Source organism: Pseudomonas sp. RT6P73, assembly GCF_054897715.1.
In genome coordinates, this window is sequence record NZ_JBUBUV010000002.1 from 6,457,644 (window position 1) to 6,475,417 (window position 17,774).

The 17,774-nt window shown below is 59.5% G+C and carries 14 protein-coding genes; 11 read left to right on the top strand and 3 right to left on the bottom strand.

Features of this window, described 5'->3' with window-relative positions; genetic code table 11:
• Positions 1-8: 8 nt before the first annotated feature.
• Positions 9-575, top strand: coding sequence for a GNAT family N-acetyltransferase (locus ACYZT6_RS29690; protein ID WP_462029717.1), 567 nt, complete (start codon positions 9-11; stop codon positions 573-575).
• A 79-nt stretch (positions 576-654) separates the two neighbouring features.
• A complete protein-coding gene (locus ACYZT6_RS29695) occupies positions 655-1,827 on the top strand; it encodes a retroviral-like aspartic protease family protein (protein ID WP_462029718.1) in 1,173 nt (390 codons plus the stop codon).
• 786 nt (positions 1,828-2,613) lie between these two features.
• Here ACYZT6_RS29695 and gbcA read toward each other — a convergent pair.
• A complete protein-coding gene (gene gbcA / locus ACYZT6_RS29700; RefSeq protein WP_462029719.1) occupies positions 2,614-3,909 on the bottom strand; it encodes a glycine-betaine demethylase subunit GbcA in 1,296 nt (431 codons plus the stop codon).
• A 283-nt stretch (positions 3,910-4,192) separates the two neighbouring features.
• On the opposite strand from gbcA, the gene gbcB reads away from it, so the two are divergent.
• On the top strand, positions 4,193-5,293 hold the full coding sequence (gene gbcB, locus ACYZT6_RS29705) for a glycine-betaine demethylase subunit GbcB (RefSeq protein WP_462029720.1): 1,101 nt from the start codon (positions 4,193-4,195) through the stop codon (positions 5,291-5,293).
• A gap of 127 nt (positions 5,294-5,420) precedes the next feature.
• On the opposite strand, the gene ACYZT6_RS29710 is transcribed toward gbcB, so the two are convergent.
• Positions 5,421-6,245, bottom strand: a complete 825-nt coding sequence (locus tag ACYZT6_RS29710; RefSeq protein ID WP_462029721.1) for an SDR family oxidoreductase — start codon at positions 6,243-6,245, stop codon at positions 5,421-5,423.
• A gap of 241 nt (positions 6,246-6,486) precedes the next feature.
• A complete protein-coding gene (locus ACYZT6_RS29715; RefSeq protein WP_462029722.1) occupies positions 6,487-7,527 on the bottom strand; it encodes a threonine aldolase family protein in 1,041 nt (346 codons plus the stop codon).
• A gap of 133 nt (positions 7,528-7,660) precedes the next feature.
• Between ACYZT6_RS29715 and ACYZT6_RS29720 the strand changes: the two genes are divergently transcribed.
• The 8 genes from ACYZT6_RS29720 to fdhA all read left to right on the top strand — a co-directional run bounded on the left by ACYZT6_RS29720 (position 7,661) and on the right by fdhA (position 17,723).
• On the top strand, positions 7,661-8,377 hold the full coding sequence (locus tag ACYZT6_RS29720; RefSeq protein ID WP_462029723.1) for a TraX family protein: 717 nt from the start codon (positions 7,661-7,663) through the stop codon (positions 8,375-8,377).
• A gap of 282 nt (positions 8,378-8,659) precedes the next feature.
• Positions 8,660-9,913, top strand: a complete 1,254-nt coding sequence (gene glyA, locus ACYZT6_RS29725) for a serine hydroxymethyltransferase (protein WP_462029724.1) — start codon at positions 8,660-8,662, stop codon at positions 9,911-9,913.
• A gap of 23 nt (positions 9,914-9,936) precedes the next feature.
• The gene (locus tag ACYZT6_RS29730) at positions 9,937-11,187 is read left to right on the top strand and encodes a sarcosine oxidase subunit beta (RefSeq protein ID WP_007947735.1); all 1,251 of its coding nucleotides are present in this window, start codon (positions 9,937-9,939) and stop codon (positions 11,185-11,187) included.
• A gap of 14 nt (positions 11,188-11,201) precedes the next feature.
• Entirely contained in the window at positions 11,202-11,531 is a 330-nt protein-coding gene (locus ACYZT6_RS29735; protein ID WP_109635425.1) for a sarcosine oxidase subunit delta, read from the top strand.
• On the top strand, positions 11,528-14,545 hold the full coding sequence (locus ACYZT6_RS29740) for a sarcosine oxidase subunit alpha (RefSeq protein ID WP_462029725.1): 3,018 nt from the start codon (positions 11,528-11,530) through the stop codon (positions 14,543-14,545). The genes ACYZT6_RS29735 and ACYZT6_RS29740 overlap by 4 nt, the downstream gene beginning before the upstream one ends.
• A 145-nt stretch (positions 14,546-14,690) precedes the next feature.
• Positions 14,691-15,323, top strand: coding sequence for a sarcosine oxidase subunit gamma (locus ACYZT6_RS29745; RefSeq protein WP_462029726.1), 633 nt, complete (start codon positions 14,691-14,693; stop codon positions 15,321-15,323).
• A 139-nt stretch (positions 15,324-15,462) separates the two neighbouring features.
• Positions 15,463-16,320 carry a formyltetrahydrofolate deformylase gene (gene purU / locus ACYZT6_RS29750; protein ID WP_462029727.1) on the top strand — a complete coding sequence of 286 codons (858 nt, stop codon included), beginning with the start codon at positions 15,463-15,465 and terminating at the stop codon, positions 16,318-16,320.
• A gap of 203 nt (positions 16,321-16,523) precedes the next feature.
• Complete coding sequence (gene fdhA, locus ACYZT6_RS29755) at positions 16,524-17,723, top strand: formaldehyde dehydrogenase, glutathione-independent (protein ID WP_007947729.1); 1,200 nt, start codon at positions 16,524-16,526, stop codon at positions 17,721-17,723.
• The last annotated feature ends 51 nt before the right edge of the window (positions 17,724-17,774 follow it).

Below are 17,774 nucleotides of genomic sequence, written 5' to 3' on the forward strand. Positions count from 1 at the left end.
GGGGAAAAATGGCAGTTGAATTTCGTTCGGCAGTGCGCGCGGATGCGCGTGAGATTGCGCGTCTGTTTCAAATCACATCGGAGGGTGCTGCCGATTACATCTGGAGCCAACTGGCACAGCCCGGTCAGGATCTGCTGGACGTAGGTGCCATTCGTTACGCCCGTGACGACGTGGATTTTTCCTACCAGAACTGCCTGATTGCCGAGTCCGATGGCAACGTCATCGGCATGCTGCACAGCTACGTGATGCGTCACGATCCGCTGGCAGAGCCGACGACCGATCCGGTCCTGGCGCCTTACGCGAAGATGGAAATCCCCGACACCCTCTACATCTCCAGCCTGGCGCTGCACGAGGGTTGGCGGAACCTGGGCCTGGGCAAGCAATTCCTCGCCTACGCCTACGACCGTGCCAACCAGCTCGGGCTCAATGGCTTGAGCCTGATCGACTACGCCGCCAACACCGGCGCCCGTCGGTTTTACGAGCGCCATGGCTTTCGTATCGTCGACACCTGCCAGATCACACCCCATCCGATGATTCGGGTCACGGGCGAGGCCTACCTGATGTATCGGCCCTAGTGAGCTACATTTCACTATGAGTTGCCCAACGCGGCAGCAGCGCTAATTCATAAAACTCGTTTTCAACAATGGGTTGACCATGAACGCGGTCAGTCGCCGTGATACATGTCTGATCGGTGCCGTGATGGTGCTTCTGAGTGTGTCCACGGGTTCGACGGCGGGTTCCAGCCAAGAAGAACCAGATTTTTACCAATGGCTAGCGTCGAAACAGGGACAAACAGCCTCCCTGGCGCAGATGCAGCAGCAGTGCGACAAGGTGGCGGCTGCTGATGAAAACCTCAATTGTTCAGTGTCCGTGTTCGCCCGAATCTTCGAGACCAAAGCCGCCAACCAACTTCCCGACTACTATCTGGCGATCAATCGTCGTCATGCCCGGGCAATCGCGATCGACCCCGAACTCAACGTGTTGTTTTCCATGTTCGGCAGCCAGTCGATCGCGACTTTGCGCACGGTCGCGGATTTTTCCGTGGAGAGAACGAAGCGTCACGAAGTCCTGGCGATTTACCCTTACGCCAGTGACGAGTACGTGATTGACGAGGTGCTGCCCTATATCGATGTCACAGCGGCCAATGGCTTTTCGTCACGCTTCATTCTGGACACCGGAGCGCCTCAAACCCGGGTCAACGCCGACACTGCGAAGCGGATGGGGATCAAGCTGTTAACCGACTCTCACTATGGCTACAGCACGTTTTACGGTGAACGTGACCTGTCGGCCAAACTCGGGATCCTCAAGTCGTTAAAGATCGGCGCCAGTGAATTCAGGAATGTGCTGGTGTTTGTCAGTGACCGGGACAACCTGTTGGGGCTGGACCTGATCGGTAAGTTGGGGCGCCTGAAAATAACGAAGAACACCCTGGAACTTAATGCCCAACCTCCCGCCCGATGTGATTCACAGATCACGTATACGCGCATGGACATCAATCAACGATTGACCATTGCCGCACGGCTGGATCGTCGGGCAACCCTGGGGATTATCGACACCGGCAACGTTGATTACTTGACGTCCGCCTTGCCGGGCAGCTCACCCGTTCACGTCGCCGCCAAGCCCCACTCCCAAACCTTCCAGGGCGAGTTGAATCTGTCAGGGCATACCGCAACGGTCACTTATAAACACTACCCGAGCTTTACGATTCCGCCGTCGTTGTTGGCGGGGCGGTACGTGCCTTCGATTCTGTTCGGGTGGCGCGCATTCGATGACTTTGAGCTCAATCTGGACATCGACTCTGGCCGATCGTGTTTCAACAGGCTCTGATCAGTTTTACCCACAATCCCTGTTAGCGCTTCTGTGGATAACATGTTCACCCCTCGCTACACCCCATACAAACCAAGCCCTGCAACCCTTCGTACAAAAAACAACCAGGCTAACTCACGGTTTTTTCGAGCTTTTTCCAGAGGATAACTTTGCCCGCGCGCCAATACTTGCCCCCAATCTCTGTTAGCGCATCTGTGGATAAGATGTTCGCTGTCCTCTACAGGCTATATAAACCGGGCTTATCCGATGGGTGATTAAAAAACGATCAAATCAACGGTTTTGGATGGTAAACCGCTCGCAAACCCTGATTTTTCGCGGTTTTCGAGGGTTTTCCACAGATTCGTGAAAGTTGCCCCCAAAGTCTGTTGGCGCTTCTGTGGATAAGGTGTTCGCCATCCGCTGCAAGCCACGTGGAACGTGCCTCACAAGCTGTAGATCAAAAAACAACCAATCGTTGTTCAAAACCCTGCTTCTGGATAAGTCACGGTTTTTATTCACTTTATGAAGAGAAATTTTCGAGCAATCCCCACTTGTCCCCAATAGCTGTGGGTGGAGGTGTGGATAAGTTGTTTGCGGAAGGCTGGGAGCCACGTTGCGCATAGGCCTGAACGTAATAGATCATATTTCGTACAGTTCTAAGATGAGAGGAGTTTTGCAGTAAGGGATGCGGTGTCTTGGAGAACGCAATCGCGGGCAAGCCCGCTCCCACAGTGATTGGGGTGTTCACAAGTTGTGTGTACGCCGCCGATCCTTGTGGGAGCGGGCTTGCCCGCGATGCTTTTGCTGTTAGCCCTGAACCGGCACGCCTTTAAGGTACGGCGCAGGTTCCGCGCCCAGGTTGTTCAGCAGACGCTCGCTGTACCAATCCACAAAGTTCACCACACCAAACTCATAGGTCTTGGAGTAAGGCCCTGGCTGGTACGCCGTGGAGTTGATGCCGCGCTGGTTTTCTTCGGCCAGGCGACGGTCCTGGTCGTTGGTCGCATCCCAGACCTGACGCATGCGGTCCACGTCGTAGTCCACACCTTCAACCGCGTCTTTGTGCACGATCCACTTGGTGGTGACCATGGTTTCCTGAGCGCTGATCGGCCACACCGTGAAGACGATAATGTGGTCGCCCATGCAGTGGTTCCACGAGTGTGGCAGGTGCAGGATGCGCATCGAGCCCAGGTCCGGGTTCTTGATGCGGCCCATGAGTTTGGCGCAGCCCTGTTTGCCGTCGATGGTCATCGACACGGTGCCCTTGAGCAGCGGCATGCGCACGATGCGGTTACGCAGGCCGAAACTTGCGTGGGCGTAAGGAATCTTTTCGGCTTCCCAGGAAGCGGCGGAGGCGGCGACGTGGTCCTTGAAGGCCTGGTCGGCACGCGGGTCGGTGACGTCGTCCCATTCCAGCAGGGTTTTCAACAGTTCCGGGTGCGACGCGTTGCAGTGGTAGCACTCGCGGTTGTTTTCCAGCACCAGTTTCCAGTTGGCCTTTTCCATCAAGGTGGTGGTGATCGCCACCTTGGTGTTCTCCATGTCGTACGGTTCCATGTAATGGTTCAGCGTCGACAGGAAGTCATCAATGGCCGGCGGGTTTTCCGAGAGGCTGATGAAGATGTAGCCGCCGGCGGTCTTCACGTTCACCGGTTTGAGGCCGTACTCCTTCATGTCGAAGTCGGCGCCCATTTCGGTACCGGCGAAAAGCAGGCGACCGTCCAGCTCGTAGGTCCACTGGTGGTAATGGCAAACCAGCTTGGCAACCTTGCCTTTTTCACTGGTGCACAGACGCGAACCGCGGTGACGGCAGACGTTGTGGAACGCGTGAATCACGCCTTCAGCGCCACGAATCACGATGATCGGGTTCTTGCCGACTTGCAGGGTCAGGTAGTTGCCCTTGGTCGGGATTTCGCAGGCCATGCCAGCGATCAACCACTCTTTCTGGAAGATTTCCTGCATGTCGATATCAAACAGCCGCTCGTCAGAGTAAAACGGCTGCGGCAGCGAGAAAGTACGCTCGCGCTCTTGCAGCATCTGCGCGGTGGCCTTGCGTGCGGGTTCCAGCGGATCGCCCAGGCTGATTTTTGCGGTGACGTCCATCGATGTGATCCTCAAGGCCTTTCTGTGAGGCCGGCGAAAGTGGCTAATCAGGGTTACTACGCAAGGTGTAAGGAATATGTATTGGTATGGAGCGAGTGTGGGGCCCGCGCTGGCCAGAACCTTATCCATGGGCGACATGGCCCAATCTGTTCCCGACGCGCAACCCCCGGTAGTTGGGGGCTGGTCGCGATAAGTATGTGAATGTCGCAGATAGGTAAATGGGTGGCTCGCGCTATACGCAGAATCGCCAACATAAGGCCGACCATCGGCGGTGGAGAACAGCATGTCCAACAGCTTCCTGAATCCGGTAACCACCCAGACCTGGGCCAACGGTCGACACATCGTCCGTTGCGTCAAAGTCATCCAGGAAACCTGGGATGTGCGCACCTTCTGCTTTATGGCCGACCAGCCGATTCTGTTCTTCTTTAAACCGGGACAGTTCGTCACCCTTGAGCTGGAAATCGAAGGTGTGCCGATCATGCGCTCCTACACCATTTCCAGCTCGCCGTCGGTGCCGTACAGCTTTTCGGTAACGATCAAGCGTGTGCCGGGCGGCAAGGTGTCGAACTGGCTGCACGACACCCTGCATGAAGGTCAGGAGCTGGCGGTACACGGGCCGGTCGGGCTGTTCAACGCCATGGACTTCACCGCGCCGAAGGTGTTGTACCTCAGCGGCGGCGTCGGCATTACGCCGGTCATGTCCATGGCCCGCTGGTTCTACGACACCAACGGCAACGTCGACATGGTGTTTATCCACAGCGCCCGCTCGCCCAAGGACATCATTTACCACCGCGAACTGGAACACATGGCATCGCGGATCGATAACTTCAGCCTGCACCTGATCTGCGAGAAGCATGGCTTGGGCGAGCCGTGGGCCGGTTATCGCGGTTACCTGAACCACAAAATGCTCGAACTGATGGCGCCGGACTTCCTCGAGCGTGAAGTGTTCTGCTGCGGCCCGACGCCGTACATGAACGCGGTCAAGCGCATGCTCGAAGCGGTCGGCTTCGACATGTCGCGTTATCACGAGGAGTCGTTCGGCGCCACGCCGCCGGAAGCCCGTGCGGATGCGGTGGAACAGGCCGAAATTGCTGCCGACGCACCGGACATCGATTTGGCGGACCTGCATCAAGTCGAATTTATCTCCTCCGGCAAGAGCATTCGCGTGGCCCCAGGTGAGACCGTGCATGCGGCGGCGGCCAAGCTCGGCCTGCTGATTCCGAAGGCCTGCGGGATGGGCATCTGCGGCACGTGCAAGGTGCTGAAGCTGGGGGGCGAGGTCGAGATGGAACACAACGGCGGGATTACCGAGGAAGACGAAGCCGAGGGCTACATCCTGTCGTGCTGCAGCGTGCCGAAGGGGGACGTGCGGATCGAGTTTTAATGGCTGCACGATGACCTTGTAGCAGCTGTCGAGTGAAACGAGGCTGCGATCTTTTGACTTCAAATTTCAAGGTCAAAAGATCGCAGCCTCGTTTCACTCGACAGCTGCTACAAAGGTTGTGGATATCTCAATCGATAAACAAGTCTGGCATCAGCTTGTCGCTGCTGCCGGGCTCGAAGCGGTAATGATCGAACTCGGTCACGCCGTGCTCCCGCAGAATTTCCTCATCAATCAGCAACCGCCCCGTAATGCTGCGACCGCTGCTGTCCAGAATGACGTGGGCGGCATCCGCCATGATTGCAGGCGTGCGCGCATGCTTGAAAGACTCCCGTGACCCCAGTTGAAACTCGATAGCGGCGGTCGCAATCATCGTCTGCGGCCACAGCGAATTGACGCTGATGCCGTAGTTCTTGAATTCCTCGCTCATGCCCACCGTCAGCATGCTCATGCCGTATTTGGTCACGGTGTAAGGGCTGTACTGGGCAAACCACTGGGTCGCCAGATTCAGCGGCGGCGACAGGTTGAGGATGTGGCCGCTGCTCTTCTTCAAGTAAGGCAACGCCGCCTGGCTGCACAGCAACACGGCGCGGGTGTTGATCTGGTGCATCAGGTCGAAGCGTTTGAGCTCAATGTGTTGCACCCCGGTCAACTTGATCGCCCCGGCATTGTTGATCAATGCATCGATACCGCCGAAATGCTCGTTGGCCTGGGCCAATGCGTCACGCACCGCGACCTCATCGCGTACATCCACCTGCAAAGCCAGCGCCTTGCCGCCTGCGGCTTCAACTTCCTGCGCCACGCTGAAAATCGTACCGGGTAGCTTGGGATGGGGTTCGGCGCTTTTCGCGGCAATCACAATATTGGCCCCGTCCCGCGCGGCCCGCAGCGCGATCTCGCGACCAATCCCACGGCTGGCGCCGGTGATGAACAGGGTTTTACCTTGTAATGACATGCGTACGCTCCTGGTTATTGTTGTCTGAGCGGATAGAGCGGCTCGCAGGACAATGTAGACCAAGACGCTGTGATGAGTGGCGAGGGAGCTTTTGTGGCGAGGGAGCTTGCTCCCGCTGGGCTGCGAAGCGGCCCAAAATACTGAGGATGCGGTCTGTCAGGCAGACCGCATTGGCTGGTTTTACGACTGCTGCGCAGCCGAGCGGGAGCAAGCTCCCTCGCCACAGGGGATCGGGTTGCGGCTAGTGGGACATGACTTCGCGGATATCCGCCGCGAGTTCACGGACGCGTTCTTCTTCGGTGTCCCACGAGCACATGAAGCGTGCGCCGCCGTTGCCGATGAAGGTGTAGAAGCGCCAGCCCTTGGCGGTCAGTGCGGCGATGGCCGGTTCCGAGAGTTGCAGGAATACGCCGTTGGCCTGTACCGGGAACATCAGTTCCACGCCCTTGATGTCGCTGACCAATTCAGCCAGCAGTTGCGCGCAGTGGTTGGCGTGGCGGGCGTATTTGAGCCAGGCGTCGTTTTCCAGGATCCCGACCCAAGGGGCTGAGAGGAAGCGCATCTTTGACGCCAGCTGCCCGGCCTGTTTGCAACGGTAGTCGAAGTCTTCGGCCAGTTTGTGGTTGAAGAACAGAATCGCCTCACCCACCGCCATGCCGTTTTTCGTGCCGCCGAAGCACAGCACGTCGACGCCGGCTTTCCAGGTCAGGTCGGCCGGGGAGCAGCCGAGGAACGCGCAAGCGTTGGAGAAACGCGCGCCGTCCATGTGCAGGTTCAGGCCCAGCTCTTTGCAGGTGACGCTGATGGCGCGGATTTCTTCCGGGGTGTAGACGCTGCCGACTTCGGTGGCCTGGGTCAGGGTCACGACGCGGGGTTTCGGGTAGTGGATGTCCTGGCGCTTGAGGGCGACTTCGCGAATCGATTCCGGGGTCAGCTTGCCGTTTTCGGTGCGGGCAATGAGCAGCTTGGAACCGTTGGAGAAGAATTCCGGTGCGCCGCATTCGTCGGTTTCGACGTGGGCGGTTTCCGAGCAGATCACGCTGTGGTAACTCTGGCACAGCGACGACAGGGCCAGTGAGTTGGCGGCAGTGCCGTTGAAGGCGAAAAACACTTCGCAGTCGGTTTCGAACAGTTTGCGGAAATCATCGGACGCGCGAGCGGTCCATTCATCGTCGCCGTAAGCGCGCTGGTGGCCGTGGTTGGCATGTTCCATGGCCGCCCAGGCTTCAGGGCAGATACCGGAATAGTTGTCGCTGGCGAATTGTTGGCTCTTATCGGTCATGGCCCTGCTTTCCGTGGTCGGGACGCTTATGGTGAAGCGTCTCGTGGTCAATGATGGTGCGCACTTTACCGAAGATCATCCGGGGAGCACACGGGATGCGTCTGACAGAACAATACAAAGACGACGGGCAATTATGCACATGACGCAAAGGGATGGGGCACTGGATCTGCTCAAGTGGCTGGCGCTATTGAGCATGGTGCTCGATCACCTGCGATATATCGGTTATTCCGTCGATCTGCTGTATGTGCCGGGGCGACTGGCGTTTCCGTGGTTCTGTCTGGCGATGGCGGCCAACCTGGCGCGGGCCCGTGAAGTGACGACCGACGGCCAGTGGCGATATTTGGGCTGGTTGCTGTTGTTTAGCGCCATCAGCGAAATTCCCTACCGGATTTACATTCCAGACCCCGGTACCTTGAACGTGATGCCCACGTTGGCCCTGGGTTTGTTGGTGGCACGTGGCTGGCAGCGCAATACGCTGCAATCGCGACTGCTTGCGGTCGGCGCCTTGACGCTGGCGGCGCTGTTTCCTGCGTGGCTGATGTTTGGCTTTTTCGGGGTGCTGCTGCCGCTGGCGATTTTGGTGGTGATCAAGCGGCCCTGGTACTTCAGCCTGTTGCCGGGGCTGGTGTGCCTGGCGGCCAATCAATGGGAGGTGCTGTATCACTCGGCCCGGTTTGGGAATGGTGCCGCCATCCTCGGTATTACCACTTGTCTGATCGCGCCATTGCTGGGATTGGTCTTGTTGCGACATGTCAAACATCTCAAGCCACCGCCGATGCGCCGTTGGGCGTATGCACTCTATCCCCTGCATTTCCTGCTGCTGTTACTCGTCCGCCAGATCGCCGCATAACCCTGTGGGAGCTGGCTTGCCAGCGATAGCGATGGGCCAGCCGCCATCAATGCTGTATGTGATGCCGTCATCGCTGGCAAGCCAGCTCCCACAGGGTTTCTCGCTGATTTGAGAACGGGGCTTGGCCTGTCATTTCCCGCCATGTCGTAAACGCACCTTTGCGTGGCGTCCGTAGGCATTTGGCCTGTCTGCGCCGGTCATACCATCGCATCAAAGGGCACTGTCGAAACACCAGTGCCTTACCGAGACGAATGGCGCATAGATGCCGCTGGGAGAGACGCGATGTTCAGCAAGCAAGACCAGATCCAGGGTTACGACGATGCACTGCTGGCGGCGATGAATGCCGAGGAGCAACGCCAGGAAGATCACATCGAGCTGATCGCGTCCGAGAACTACACCAGCAAACGCGTAATGGAAGCGCAAGGCAGCGGCCTGACCAACAAATACGCCGAAGGCTATCCGGGCAAGCGCTACTACGGTGGCTGCGAACACGTCGACAAGGTTGAAGCCCTGGCCATCGAACGCGCCAAGCAGCTGTTCGGCGCCGATTACGCCAACGTCCAACCGCACTCTGGATCGTCGGCCAACAGCGCCGTTTACCTGGCCCTGCTGCAAGCCGGCGACACCATTCTCGGCATGAGCCTGGCCCACGGTGGTCACCTGACCCACGGTGCCAAAGTGTCGTCCTCGGGCAAGCTGTACAACGCCGTGCAGTACGGCATTGACACCAAGACCGGGCTGATCGACTACGACGAGGTCGAGCGTCTGGCCGTCGAATGCAAGCCGAAGATGATCGTTGCTGGCTTCTCGGCTTACTCCAAGACCCTCGACTTTCCACGCTTCCGTCAGATCGCCGACAAGGTCGGTGCGCTGCTGTTCGTCGACATGGCTCACGTCGCAGGTTTAGTCGCTGCCGGCCTGTACCCGAACCCGCTGCCGTACGCCGATGTGGTCACCACCACCACCCATAAGACCCTGCGCGGTCCGCGTGGCGGCCTGATCCTGTGCAAGTCCAACGAAGAAATCGAGAAGAAGCTCAACTCGGCAGTCTTCCCGGGTGCCCAAGGCGGCCCGCTGATGCACGTGATCGCCGGTAAGGCCGTGTGCTTCAAGGAAGCGCTGGAGCCTGGTTTCAAGGCTTACCAACAACAAGTGATCGACAACGCCCAGGCCATGGCCGGCGTGTTTATCAAACGCGGCTACGATGTAGTGTCCGGCGGCACCGATAACCACCTGTTCCTGGTCAGCCTGATCCGTCAGGGCCTCACCGGCAAAGAGGCGGATGCAGCACTCGGTCGCTCGCACATCACGGTGAACAAGAATGCTGTCCCGAACGATCCACAGTCGCCGTTCGTGACCTCCGGCCTGCGCATCGGCACCCCGGCGGTGACCACGCGCGGCTTCAAGGTCAGCCAGTGCGTCACGCTGGCCGGCTGGATCTGCGACATCCTCGACAACCTCGGCGACGCCGACGTCGAGGCCAATGTCGCGCAGCAAGTGTCGGCACTGTGCGCGGACTTCCCGGTTTATCGCTGAGCGCGGTTTTGGAGTAAATGACTATGCAACGCTACTCGGGCTTCGGCCTCTTCAAACACTCCCTCAGCCATCACGAAAACTGGCAGAAAATGTGGCGCACGCCGACCCCTAAAAAGGTCTATGACGTGGTCATCGTCGGCGGTGGCGGGCATGGCCTGGCGACCGCCTACTACCTGGCCAAAGAGCACGGCATCACCAACGTGGCCGTGGTCGAGAAAGGCTGGCTGGGCGGCGGTAACACCGCGCGCAACACCACCATCGTTCGCTCCAACTACCTGTGGGACGAATCGGCGCACCTGTACGAACACGCGATGAAACTGTGGGAAGGCCTGTCCCAGGACCTGAACTACAACGTGATGTTCTCCCAGCGTGGCGTCTACAACCTGTGCCACACCCTGCAGGACATCCGTGATTCCGAGCGTCGGGTCAGCGCCAACCGCCTCAACGGCGTGGACGGCGAACTGCTCGATGCCAAACAGGTTGCCGACGAGATTCCGTACCTCGACTGCTCCAAGAACACCCGCTACCCGGTAATGGGCGCTACCGTCCAGCGTCGCGGCGGCGTGGCCCGTCACGATGCCGTGGCCTGGGGCTTTGCCCGTGCCGCTGACGCACTGGGTGTGGATTTGATTCAACAGACCGAAGTGATCGGTTTCCGCAAGGAAAACGGTGTGTGCATCGGCGTTGAAACCAACAAAGGCTTCATCGGCGCGAAACGCGTTGGTGTGGTCACTGCCGGTAACTCCGGGCACATGGCCAAACTCGCCGGTTTCCGCCTGCCGATCGAATCCCACCCGCTGCAAGCGCTGGTGTCCGAGCCGATCAAGCCGATTATCGACAGCGTGATCATGTCCAACGCCGTACACGGTTACATCAGCCAGTCCGACAAGGGCGACCTGGTGATCGGCGCCGGTATCGACGGCTACAACGGCTACGGCCAGCGTGGTTCGTACCCGGTGATCGAACACACCATCCAGGCCATCGTCGAGATGTTCCCGGTGTTGTCCCGCGTACGCATGAACCGGCAGTGGGGCGGCATCGTCGACACCACGCCGGACGCGTGCCCGATCATCTCGAAAACCCCGGTCCCGAACATGTTCTTCAACTGCGGTTGGGGCACCGGTGGCTTCAAGGCAACACCTGGCTCGGGCAACGTGTTTGCCGCAAGCCTGGCCAAGGGTGAAATGCACCCATTGGCCGCACCTTTCTCCATCGACCGTTTCCACAACGGTGCGTTGATCGATGAACACGGCGCTGCTGCGGTTGCCCACTAACAGGAGAAATCCCCATGTTGCATATCTTCTGTCCTCACTGCGGCGAACTGCGCTCCGAAGAGGAATTCCACGCATCCGGTCAGGCGCACATCCCGCGCCCTCTGGATCCGACCAACTGCACCGACGAGGAGTGGGGCGACTACATGTTCTTCCGCGATAACCCTCGCGGTCTGCACCACGAGCTATGGGATCACGTCGCCGGTTGCCGTCAGTACTTCAACGCCACTCGCGACACCGTGACCTACGAGATTCTCGAGACCTACAAGATCGGCGCCAAGCCGCAGTTCACCGACAAGACCGATAGCCCGAAAGCGGCCACGACGGCTCTGGGAGAGAAGGTATGAGCCAGATCAATCGCCTGTCCAACGGCGGACGGATCGACCGCAACAAAGTGCTGAGCTTCACCTTCAACGGCCAGGTCTACAAAGGCTTTGAAGGCGATTCGCTGGCCGCCGCCCTGCTGGCCAACGGCGTCGACATCATCGGTCGCAGCTTCAAGTATTCCCGTCCTCGCGGCATCTTTGCTGCTGGCGCTGAAGAGCCGAACGCCGTGCTGCAGATCGGCGCGACCGAAGCCACGCAGATCCCGAACGTCCGCGCCACACAACAAGCGCTGTATCAAGGGTTGGTCGCCACCAGCACCAACGGCTGGCCGAGCGTGAACAACGACATGATGGGGATTCTCGGCAAGGTCGGCGGCAAGCTGATGCCGCCGGGCTTCTACTACAAAACCTTCATGTACCCGCAATCGTTCTGGATGACTTACGAGAAGTACATTCGTAAGGCCGCCGGCCTTGGCCGTTCGCCGACCGAGAACGATCCGGACACCTACGATTACATGAACCAGCACTGCGACGTGCTGATCGTCGGCGGTGGCCCTGCTGGCTTGGCCGCTGCATTGGCGGCTGCGCGCAGCGGTGCCCGGGTGATCCTGGCCGATGAGCAGGAAGAGTTCGGCGGCAGCCTGCTCGACTCCCGCGAAAGCCTCGACGGCAAGCCAGCGGCCGAGTGGGTCGCCAGCGTCATCGCCGAATTGAAAGACACCCCGGACGTGCTGCTGTTGCCGCGCGCCACGGTCAACGGTTACCACGACCATAACTTCCTGACCATTCACGAGCGCCTGACCGATCACCTCGGCGACCGCGCACCGATTGGCCAAGTGCGTCAGCGCATCCACCGGGTTCGCGCCAAGCGTGTGGTGCTGGCGACCGGCGCTCACGAGCGTCCACTGGTTTACGGCAACAACGACGTGCCGGGCAACATGCTCGCCGGCGCTGTGTCGACTTACGTGCGTCGTTACGGCGTGGCACCGGGCAAAAAACTGGTGCTGTCGACCAACAACGATCACGCCTACCGCGTTGCGCTGGATTGGCTCGACGCCAGCCTGCAAGTCGTGGCCATCGCCGACGCCCGCAGCAATCCGCGCGGTGCGCTGGTTGAAGAAGCCCGTGCCAAAGGCATCCGCATCCTGACCGGCAGCGCCGTGATCGAGGCCCGTGGCAGCAAGCACGTGACTGCCGCTCGCGTGGCCGCGATCGATGTCAAGGCACACGCCGTGACCAGTCCTGGCGAGTGGCTTGATTGCGACCTGGTCGCCACTTCTGGCGGTTACAGCCCAGTGGTTCACCTGGCTTCGCACTTGGGCGGCAAGCCGATCTGGCGTGAGGACATCCTCGGTTTCGTACCGGGCGAAGCACCGCAGAAACGCGTGTGCGTCGGTGGCATCAACGGCGTCTATGGCCTCGGCGATTCCCTGGCCGATGGTTTTGAAGGCGGCGCTCGCGCAGCCAGCGAAGCCGGTTTCAGTGTGGTCGAAGGCACGTTGCCAAAGGCCCTGAGCCGTCTCGAAGAGCCAACCTTGGCGCTGTTCCAGGTGCCACACGAAAAAGGCACGACACGCGGACCGAAGCAATTCGTCGATCTGCAGAACGACGTCACTGCGGCCGGCATCGAACTGGCGACCCGCGAAGGCTTCGAGTCGGTCGAACACGTCAAACGCTACACCGCACTGGGCTTCGGCACCGACCAGGGCAAGCTCGGCAATGTCAACGGTCTGGCCATTGCCGCCCGTTCGTTGAACGTGACCATCCCGCAGATGGGCACCACGATGTTCCGTCCGAACTACACGCCGGTGACTTTCGGCGCCGTGGCCGGCCGTCACTGTGGGCACATTTTCGAACCTGTGCGTCACACCGCGCTGCATCACTGGCACGTGAAGAACGGCGCCGAGTTCGAAGACGTCGGTCAGTGGAAGCGTCCTTGGTACTTCCCGAAAAACGGTGAAGACATTCACACCGCCGTCAAACGCGAATGCAAAGCCGTGCGCGACAGCGTTGGCCTGCTGGACGCATCGACGCTCGGCAAGATCGACATTCAAGGCCCGGATGCGCGCGAGTTCCTCAACCGCATCTACACCAACGCCTGGACCAAGCTCGACGTGGGCAAGGCCCGTTACGGCCTGATGTGCAAAGAAGACGGCATGGTGTTCGACGACGGCGTCACCGCTTGCCTCGCTGACAACCACTTCGTCATGACCACCACCACGGGCGGCGCGGCACGTGTGCTGCAATGGCTGGAAATCTACTCGCAGACCGAATGGCCAGAGCTGAAGGTGTACTTCACGTCCGTGACGGATCACTGGGCAACCATGACTCTGTCCGGGCCGAACAGCCGCAAGCTGCTCAGCGAAGTCACCGACATCGACCTGAGCAACGAAGCGTTCCCGTTCATGACCTGGAAAGAAGGCCTGGTCGGCGGTGTGCCGGCGCGGGTGTTCCGGATTTCGTTTACCGGTGAGCTGTCGTACGAAGTCAACGTGCAAGCCGACTACGCCATGGGTGTGCTGGAGAAAATCGTCGAGGCTGGCAAGCAGTACAACCTGACGCCGTACGGCACTGAAACCATGCACATTCTGCGGGCGGAGAAGGGCTTCATCATCGTCGGTCAGGACACCGACGGCTCGATGACCCCGGACGACCTGAACATGGGCTGGTGTGTCGGTCGCACCAAACCGTTCTCGTGGATCGGCCAGCGTGGCATGAACCGTGAAGACTGCGTGCGTGATCAGCGCAAACAGCTGGTGGGCCTGAAGCCGATCGATCCGACCAAATGGCTGCCGGAAGGTGCGCAACTGGTGTTCAACACCAAGCAGACGATCCCGATGACCATGGTCGGTCACGTCACCTCCAGCTACCTGCACAACTCCCTCGGCTATTCGTTTGCCATGGGCGTGGTGAAGGGCGGTTTGAAGCGCATCGGCGAGCGTGTGTTCGCACCGCTGGCGGATGGCAGTGTGATCGAGGCGGAAATCGTTTCTTCGGTGTTCTTCGATCCGAAAGGGGATCGCCAGAACATTTGATGGTCTCGAGATCTGTGGGCGGGCTACCAATCGCTAGCAGGCTAGCTCCCACAGGGGAACGCGGTTGAATGTGGGAGCTAGCCTGCTGGCGATGACGGCAGTGCAGCCACCACAAGAACCAACAGAATTCAGGAACAGGTGCTTTATGACCACAGCCAATGTTTACCAACAACGCCCAACCACCGGGGCCAAGGCCGAGTCGTCGCTGCATCATGCCGACCTCGCCAGCCTGGTGGGAAAGGGCCGCAAAAGCGCCGGCGTGATCGTGCGTGAGAAAAAACTCCTCGGCCACCTGACCATTCGTGGCGATGGCCACGATGCGGCCTTCGCCGCTGGCGTGCACAAGGCCCTCGGCATCGAATTGCCGGCTGCGTTGACCGTCGTGGTCAAAGGCGAAACCAGCCTGCAATGGATGGGGCCGGATGAATGGCTGCTGATCGTACCGACCGGTGAAGAATTTGCCGCTGAGCAAAAACTGCGAGAAGCGCTGGGCGATCTGCACATCGCGATCACCAATGTCAGCGGAGGCCAGCAACTCCTCGAACTGAGCGGCCCGAACGTGCGCCAGGTGCTGATGAAGTCCACCAGCTACGATGTGCACCCCAACAGCTTCCCGGTGGGCAAGGCTGTCGGCACCGTGTTCGCCAAGTCGCAACTGGTGATCCGCCATACCGCCGAAGACACCTGGGAACTGCTGATTCGTCGCAGCTTCTCGGATTACTGGTGGTTGTGGTTGCAGGATGCGGCGGCTGAATACGGGTTGAGCGTTCAGGCTTGAGATTGCCTTCGCGGGCAAGCCTCGCTCCTACAGAATCGAGTTGTGCGAGTTTTCCGCGAACGACGCGAAACTGTAGGAGCGAGGCTTGCCCGCGAACAACCGCGAAGCGGTTGCCCTTAAAAACAGGAGTCACCGCACTATGAGCCGCGCCCCAGACACATGGATTCTGACCGCCGACTGCCCAAGCGTCCTCGGCACCGTGGACGCGGTGACCCGCTTTCTGTTCGAGCAGGGCTGCTACGTCACCGAGCACCATTCCTTCGATGACCGGCTCTCGGGCCGTTTCTTCATTCGCGTGGAATTCCGTCAACCCGACGGCTTTGACGAACGAGCCTTCCGCGCAGGCCTGGAAGAGCGTGGCCAAGCCTTCGGCATGATCTTCGAACTGACCGCGCCGAACTACCGGCCAAAAGTGGTGATCATGGTCTCCAAGGCCGATCACTGCCTCAACGATTTGCTCTACCGCCAGCGCATCGGCCAATTGTCGATGGACGTGGCCGCCGTGGTCTCCAACCACCCGGACCTCAAGCCGTTGGCTGACTGGCACCAGATTCCGTATTACCACTTCCCGCTGGACCCGAACGACAAGCCGTCTCAGGAGCGCCAGGTGTTGCAGGTGATCGAAGAGTCCGGCGCCGAACTGGTGATTCTTGCCCGTTACATGCAAGTCCTGTCGCCCGAGCTGTGCCGCAAACTCGACGGTAAAGCGATCAACATCCATCACTCCCTGCTGCCGGGTTTCAAGGGCGCCAAGCCTTATCACCAGGCCTACAACAAGGGCGTGAAACTGGTTGGCGCGACGGCGCACTACATCAACAACGACCTGGACGAAGGCCCGATCATAGCCCAGGGCGTAGAGGTCGTGGATCACAGTCATTACCCGGAAGATCTGATCGCCAAGGGACGGGATATTGAAGGGCTGACGTTGGCGCGGGCGGTTGGGTATCACATTGAGAGAAGGGTGTTTTTGAACGCGAACAGAACCGTCGTTCTTTAGATTGCCATCGCTAGCAGGCTAGCTCCCACAGGGTTTTGGGTTGTTCACAAATCCTGTGCTCACCCGAATCACTGTGGGAGCTAGCCTGCTAGCGATGAGGCCATTACAAGCAACACATAAACAGCATCTGTACCCGAGCAATCAACGCGCCGCCGCTCCATGGCGACGCGACCGCTACATAAAAACAACAGCGAGGTGAAAGCATGTCTGGCAATCGTGGTGTGGTGTATCTCGGCAATGGCAAAGTCGAAATACAGAAAATCGACTATCCGAAAATGCAGGACCCGCGCGGCAGGAAGATTAACCATGCTGTCATCCTGCGCGTGGTTTCCACCAACATCTGTGGTTCCGACCAGCACATGGTGCGCGGTCGTACCACCGCTCAGACCGGTTTGGTACTGGGCCACGAAATCACCGGTGAAGTGATCGAGAAGGGCAGCGACGTCGAGAACCTGCAGATCGGCGATCTGGTTTCCGTACCGTTCAACGTGGCTTGCGGGCGCTGCCGTTCCTGCAAGGAAATGCACACTGGTGTCTGCCTCAGCGTGAACCCGGCGCGTCCGGGCGGTGCTTACGGTTATGTCGACATGGGCGACTGGACCGGCGGCCAGGCCGAATACGCAATGGTGCCGTACGCTGACTTCAACTTGCTGAAACTGCCTGATCGCGATCGCGCGATGGAAAAAATCCGCGACCTGACCTGCCTCTCCGACATCCTGCCCACCGGTTACCACGGCGCAGTGACGGCCGGCGTTGGCCCAGGCAGCACTGTGTACATCGCAGGTGCCGGTCCGGTCGGCCTGGCCGCTGCCGCTTCCGCTCGCCTGCTGGGCGCGGCGGTGGTGATCATCGGCGACGTCAACACCGTCCGCCTGGCACACGCCAAGGCCCAGGGTTTCGAAATCGCCGACCTGTCCCTGGACACCCCGCTGCACGAACAAATCGCTGCACTGCTGGGCGAGCCAGAAGTGGATTGCGCCGTCGACGCCGTAGGCTTCGAAGCGCGCGGCCACGGCCATGACGGCGTGAAACACGAGGCCCCGGCCACCGTGCTCAACTCGCTGATGGGCGTAGTGCGGGTTGCCGGCAAAATCGGTATCCCGGGCCTGTATGTGACCGAAGATCCAGGTGCAGTCGACGCCGCCGCAAAAATGGGCAGCCTGAGCATCCGCTTCGGCTTGGGCTGGGCCAAATCCCACAGCTTCCACACCGGCCAAACCCCAGTGATGAAGTACAACCGCCAGCTGATGCAGGCGATCATGTGGGATCGCATTCACATTGCCGACATTGTTGGCGTGGAAGTCATCAGCCTGGATGACGCACCACGTGGGTATGGCGAGTTCGATGCGGGTGTGCCGAAGAAGTTTGTGATTGATCCGCATAAGTTGTTTAGTGCGGCGTAAATAAAAACGGGCGACTCTTGAGTCGCCCGTTTTGTTTAAATCAAATCAAAT

Bases quoted from the DNA above. Each gene is read 5' to 3' on its own strand.
- ACYZT6_RS29730 (WP_007947735.1), top strand. From the start codon at position 9,937: ATGCAACGCTACTCGGGCTTCGGCCTCTTCAAACACTCCCTCAGCCAT.
- ACYZT6_RS29735 (WP_109635425.1), top strand. From the start codon at position 11,202: ATGTTGCATATCTTCTGTCCTCACTGCGGCGAACTGCGCTCCGAAGAG.
- purU (WP_462029727.1), top strand. From the start codon at position 15,463: ATGAGCCGCGCCCCAGACACATGGATTCTGACCGCCGACTGCCCAAGC.
- fdhA (WP_007947729.1), top strand. From the start codon at position 16,524: ATGTCTGGCAATCGTGGTGTGGTGTATCTCGGCAATGGCAAAGTCGAA.
- ACYZT6_RS29695 (WP_462029718.1), top strand. From the start codon at position 655: ATGAACGCGGTCAGTCGCCGTGATACATGTCTGATCGGTGCCGTGATG.
- gbcB (WP_462029720.1), top strand. From the start codon at position 4,193: ATGTCCAACAGCTTCCTGAATCCGGTAACCACCCAGACCTGGGCCAAC.
- ACYZT6_RS29740 (WP_462029725.1), top strand. From the start codon at position 11,528: ATGAGCCAGATCAATCGCCTGTCCAACGGCGGACGGATCGACCGCAAC.
- ACYZT6_RS29720 (WP_462029723.1), top strand. From the start codon at position 7,661: ATGCACATGACGCAAAGGGATGGGGCACTGGATCTGCTCAAGTGGCTG.
- gbcA (WP_462029719.1), bottom strand. From the start codon at position 3,909: ATGGACGTCACCGCAAAAATCAGCCTGGGCGATCCGCTGGAACCCGCA.
- ACYZT6_RS29715 (WP_462029722.1), bottom strand. From the start codon at position 7,527: ATGACCGATAAGAGCCAACAATTCGCCAGCGACAACTATTCCGGTATC.
- ACYZT6_RS29745 (WP_462029726.1), top strand. From the start codon at position 14,691: ATGACCACAGCCAATGTTTACCAACAACGCCCAACCACCGGGGCCAAG.
- ACYZT6_RS29710 (WP_462029721.1), bottom strand. From the start codon at position 6,245: ATGTCATTACAAGGTAAAACCCTGTTCATCACCGGCGCCAGCCGTGGG.
- ACYZT6_RS29690 (WP_462029717.1), top strand. From the start codon at position 9: ATGGCAGTTGAATTTCGTTCGGCAGTGCGCGCGGATGCGCGTGAGATT.
- glyA (WP_462029724.1), top strand. From the start codon at position 8,660: ATGTTCAGCAAGCAAGACCAGATCCAGGGTTACGACGATGCACTGCTG.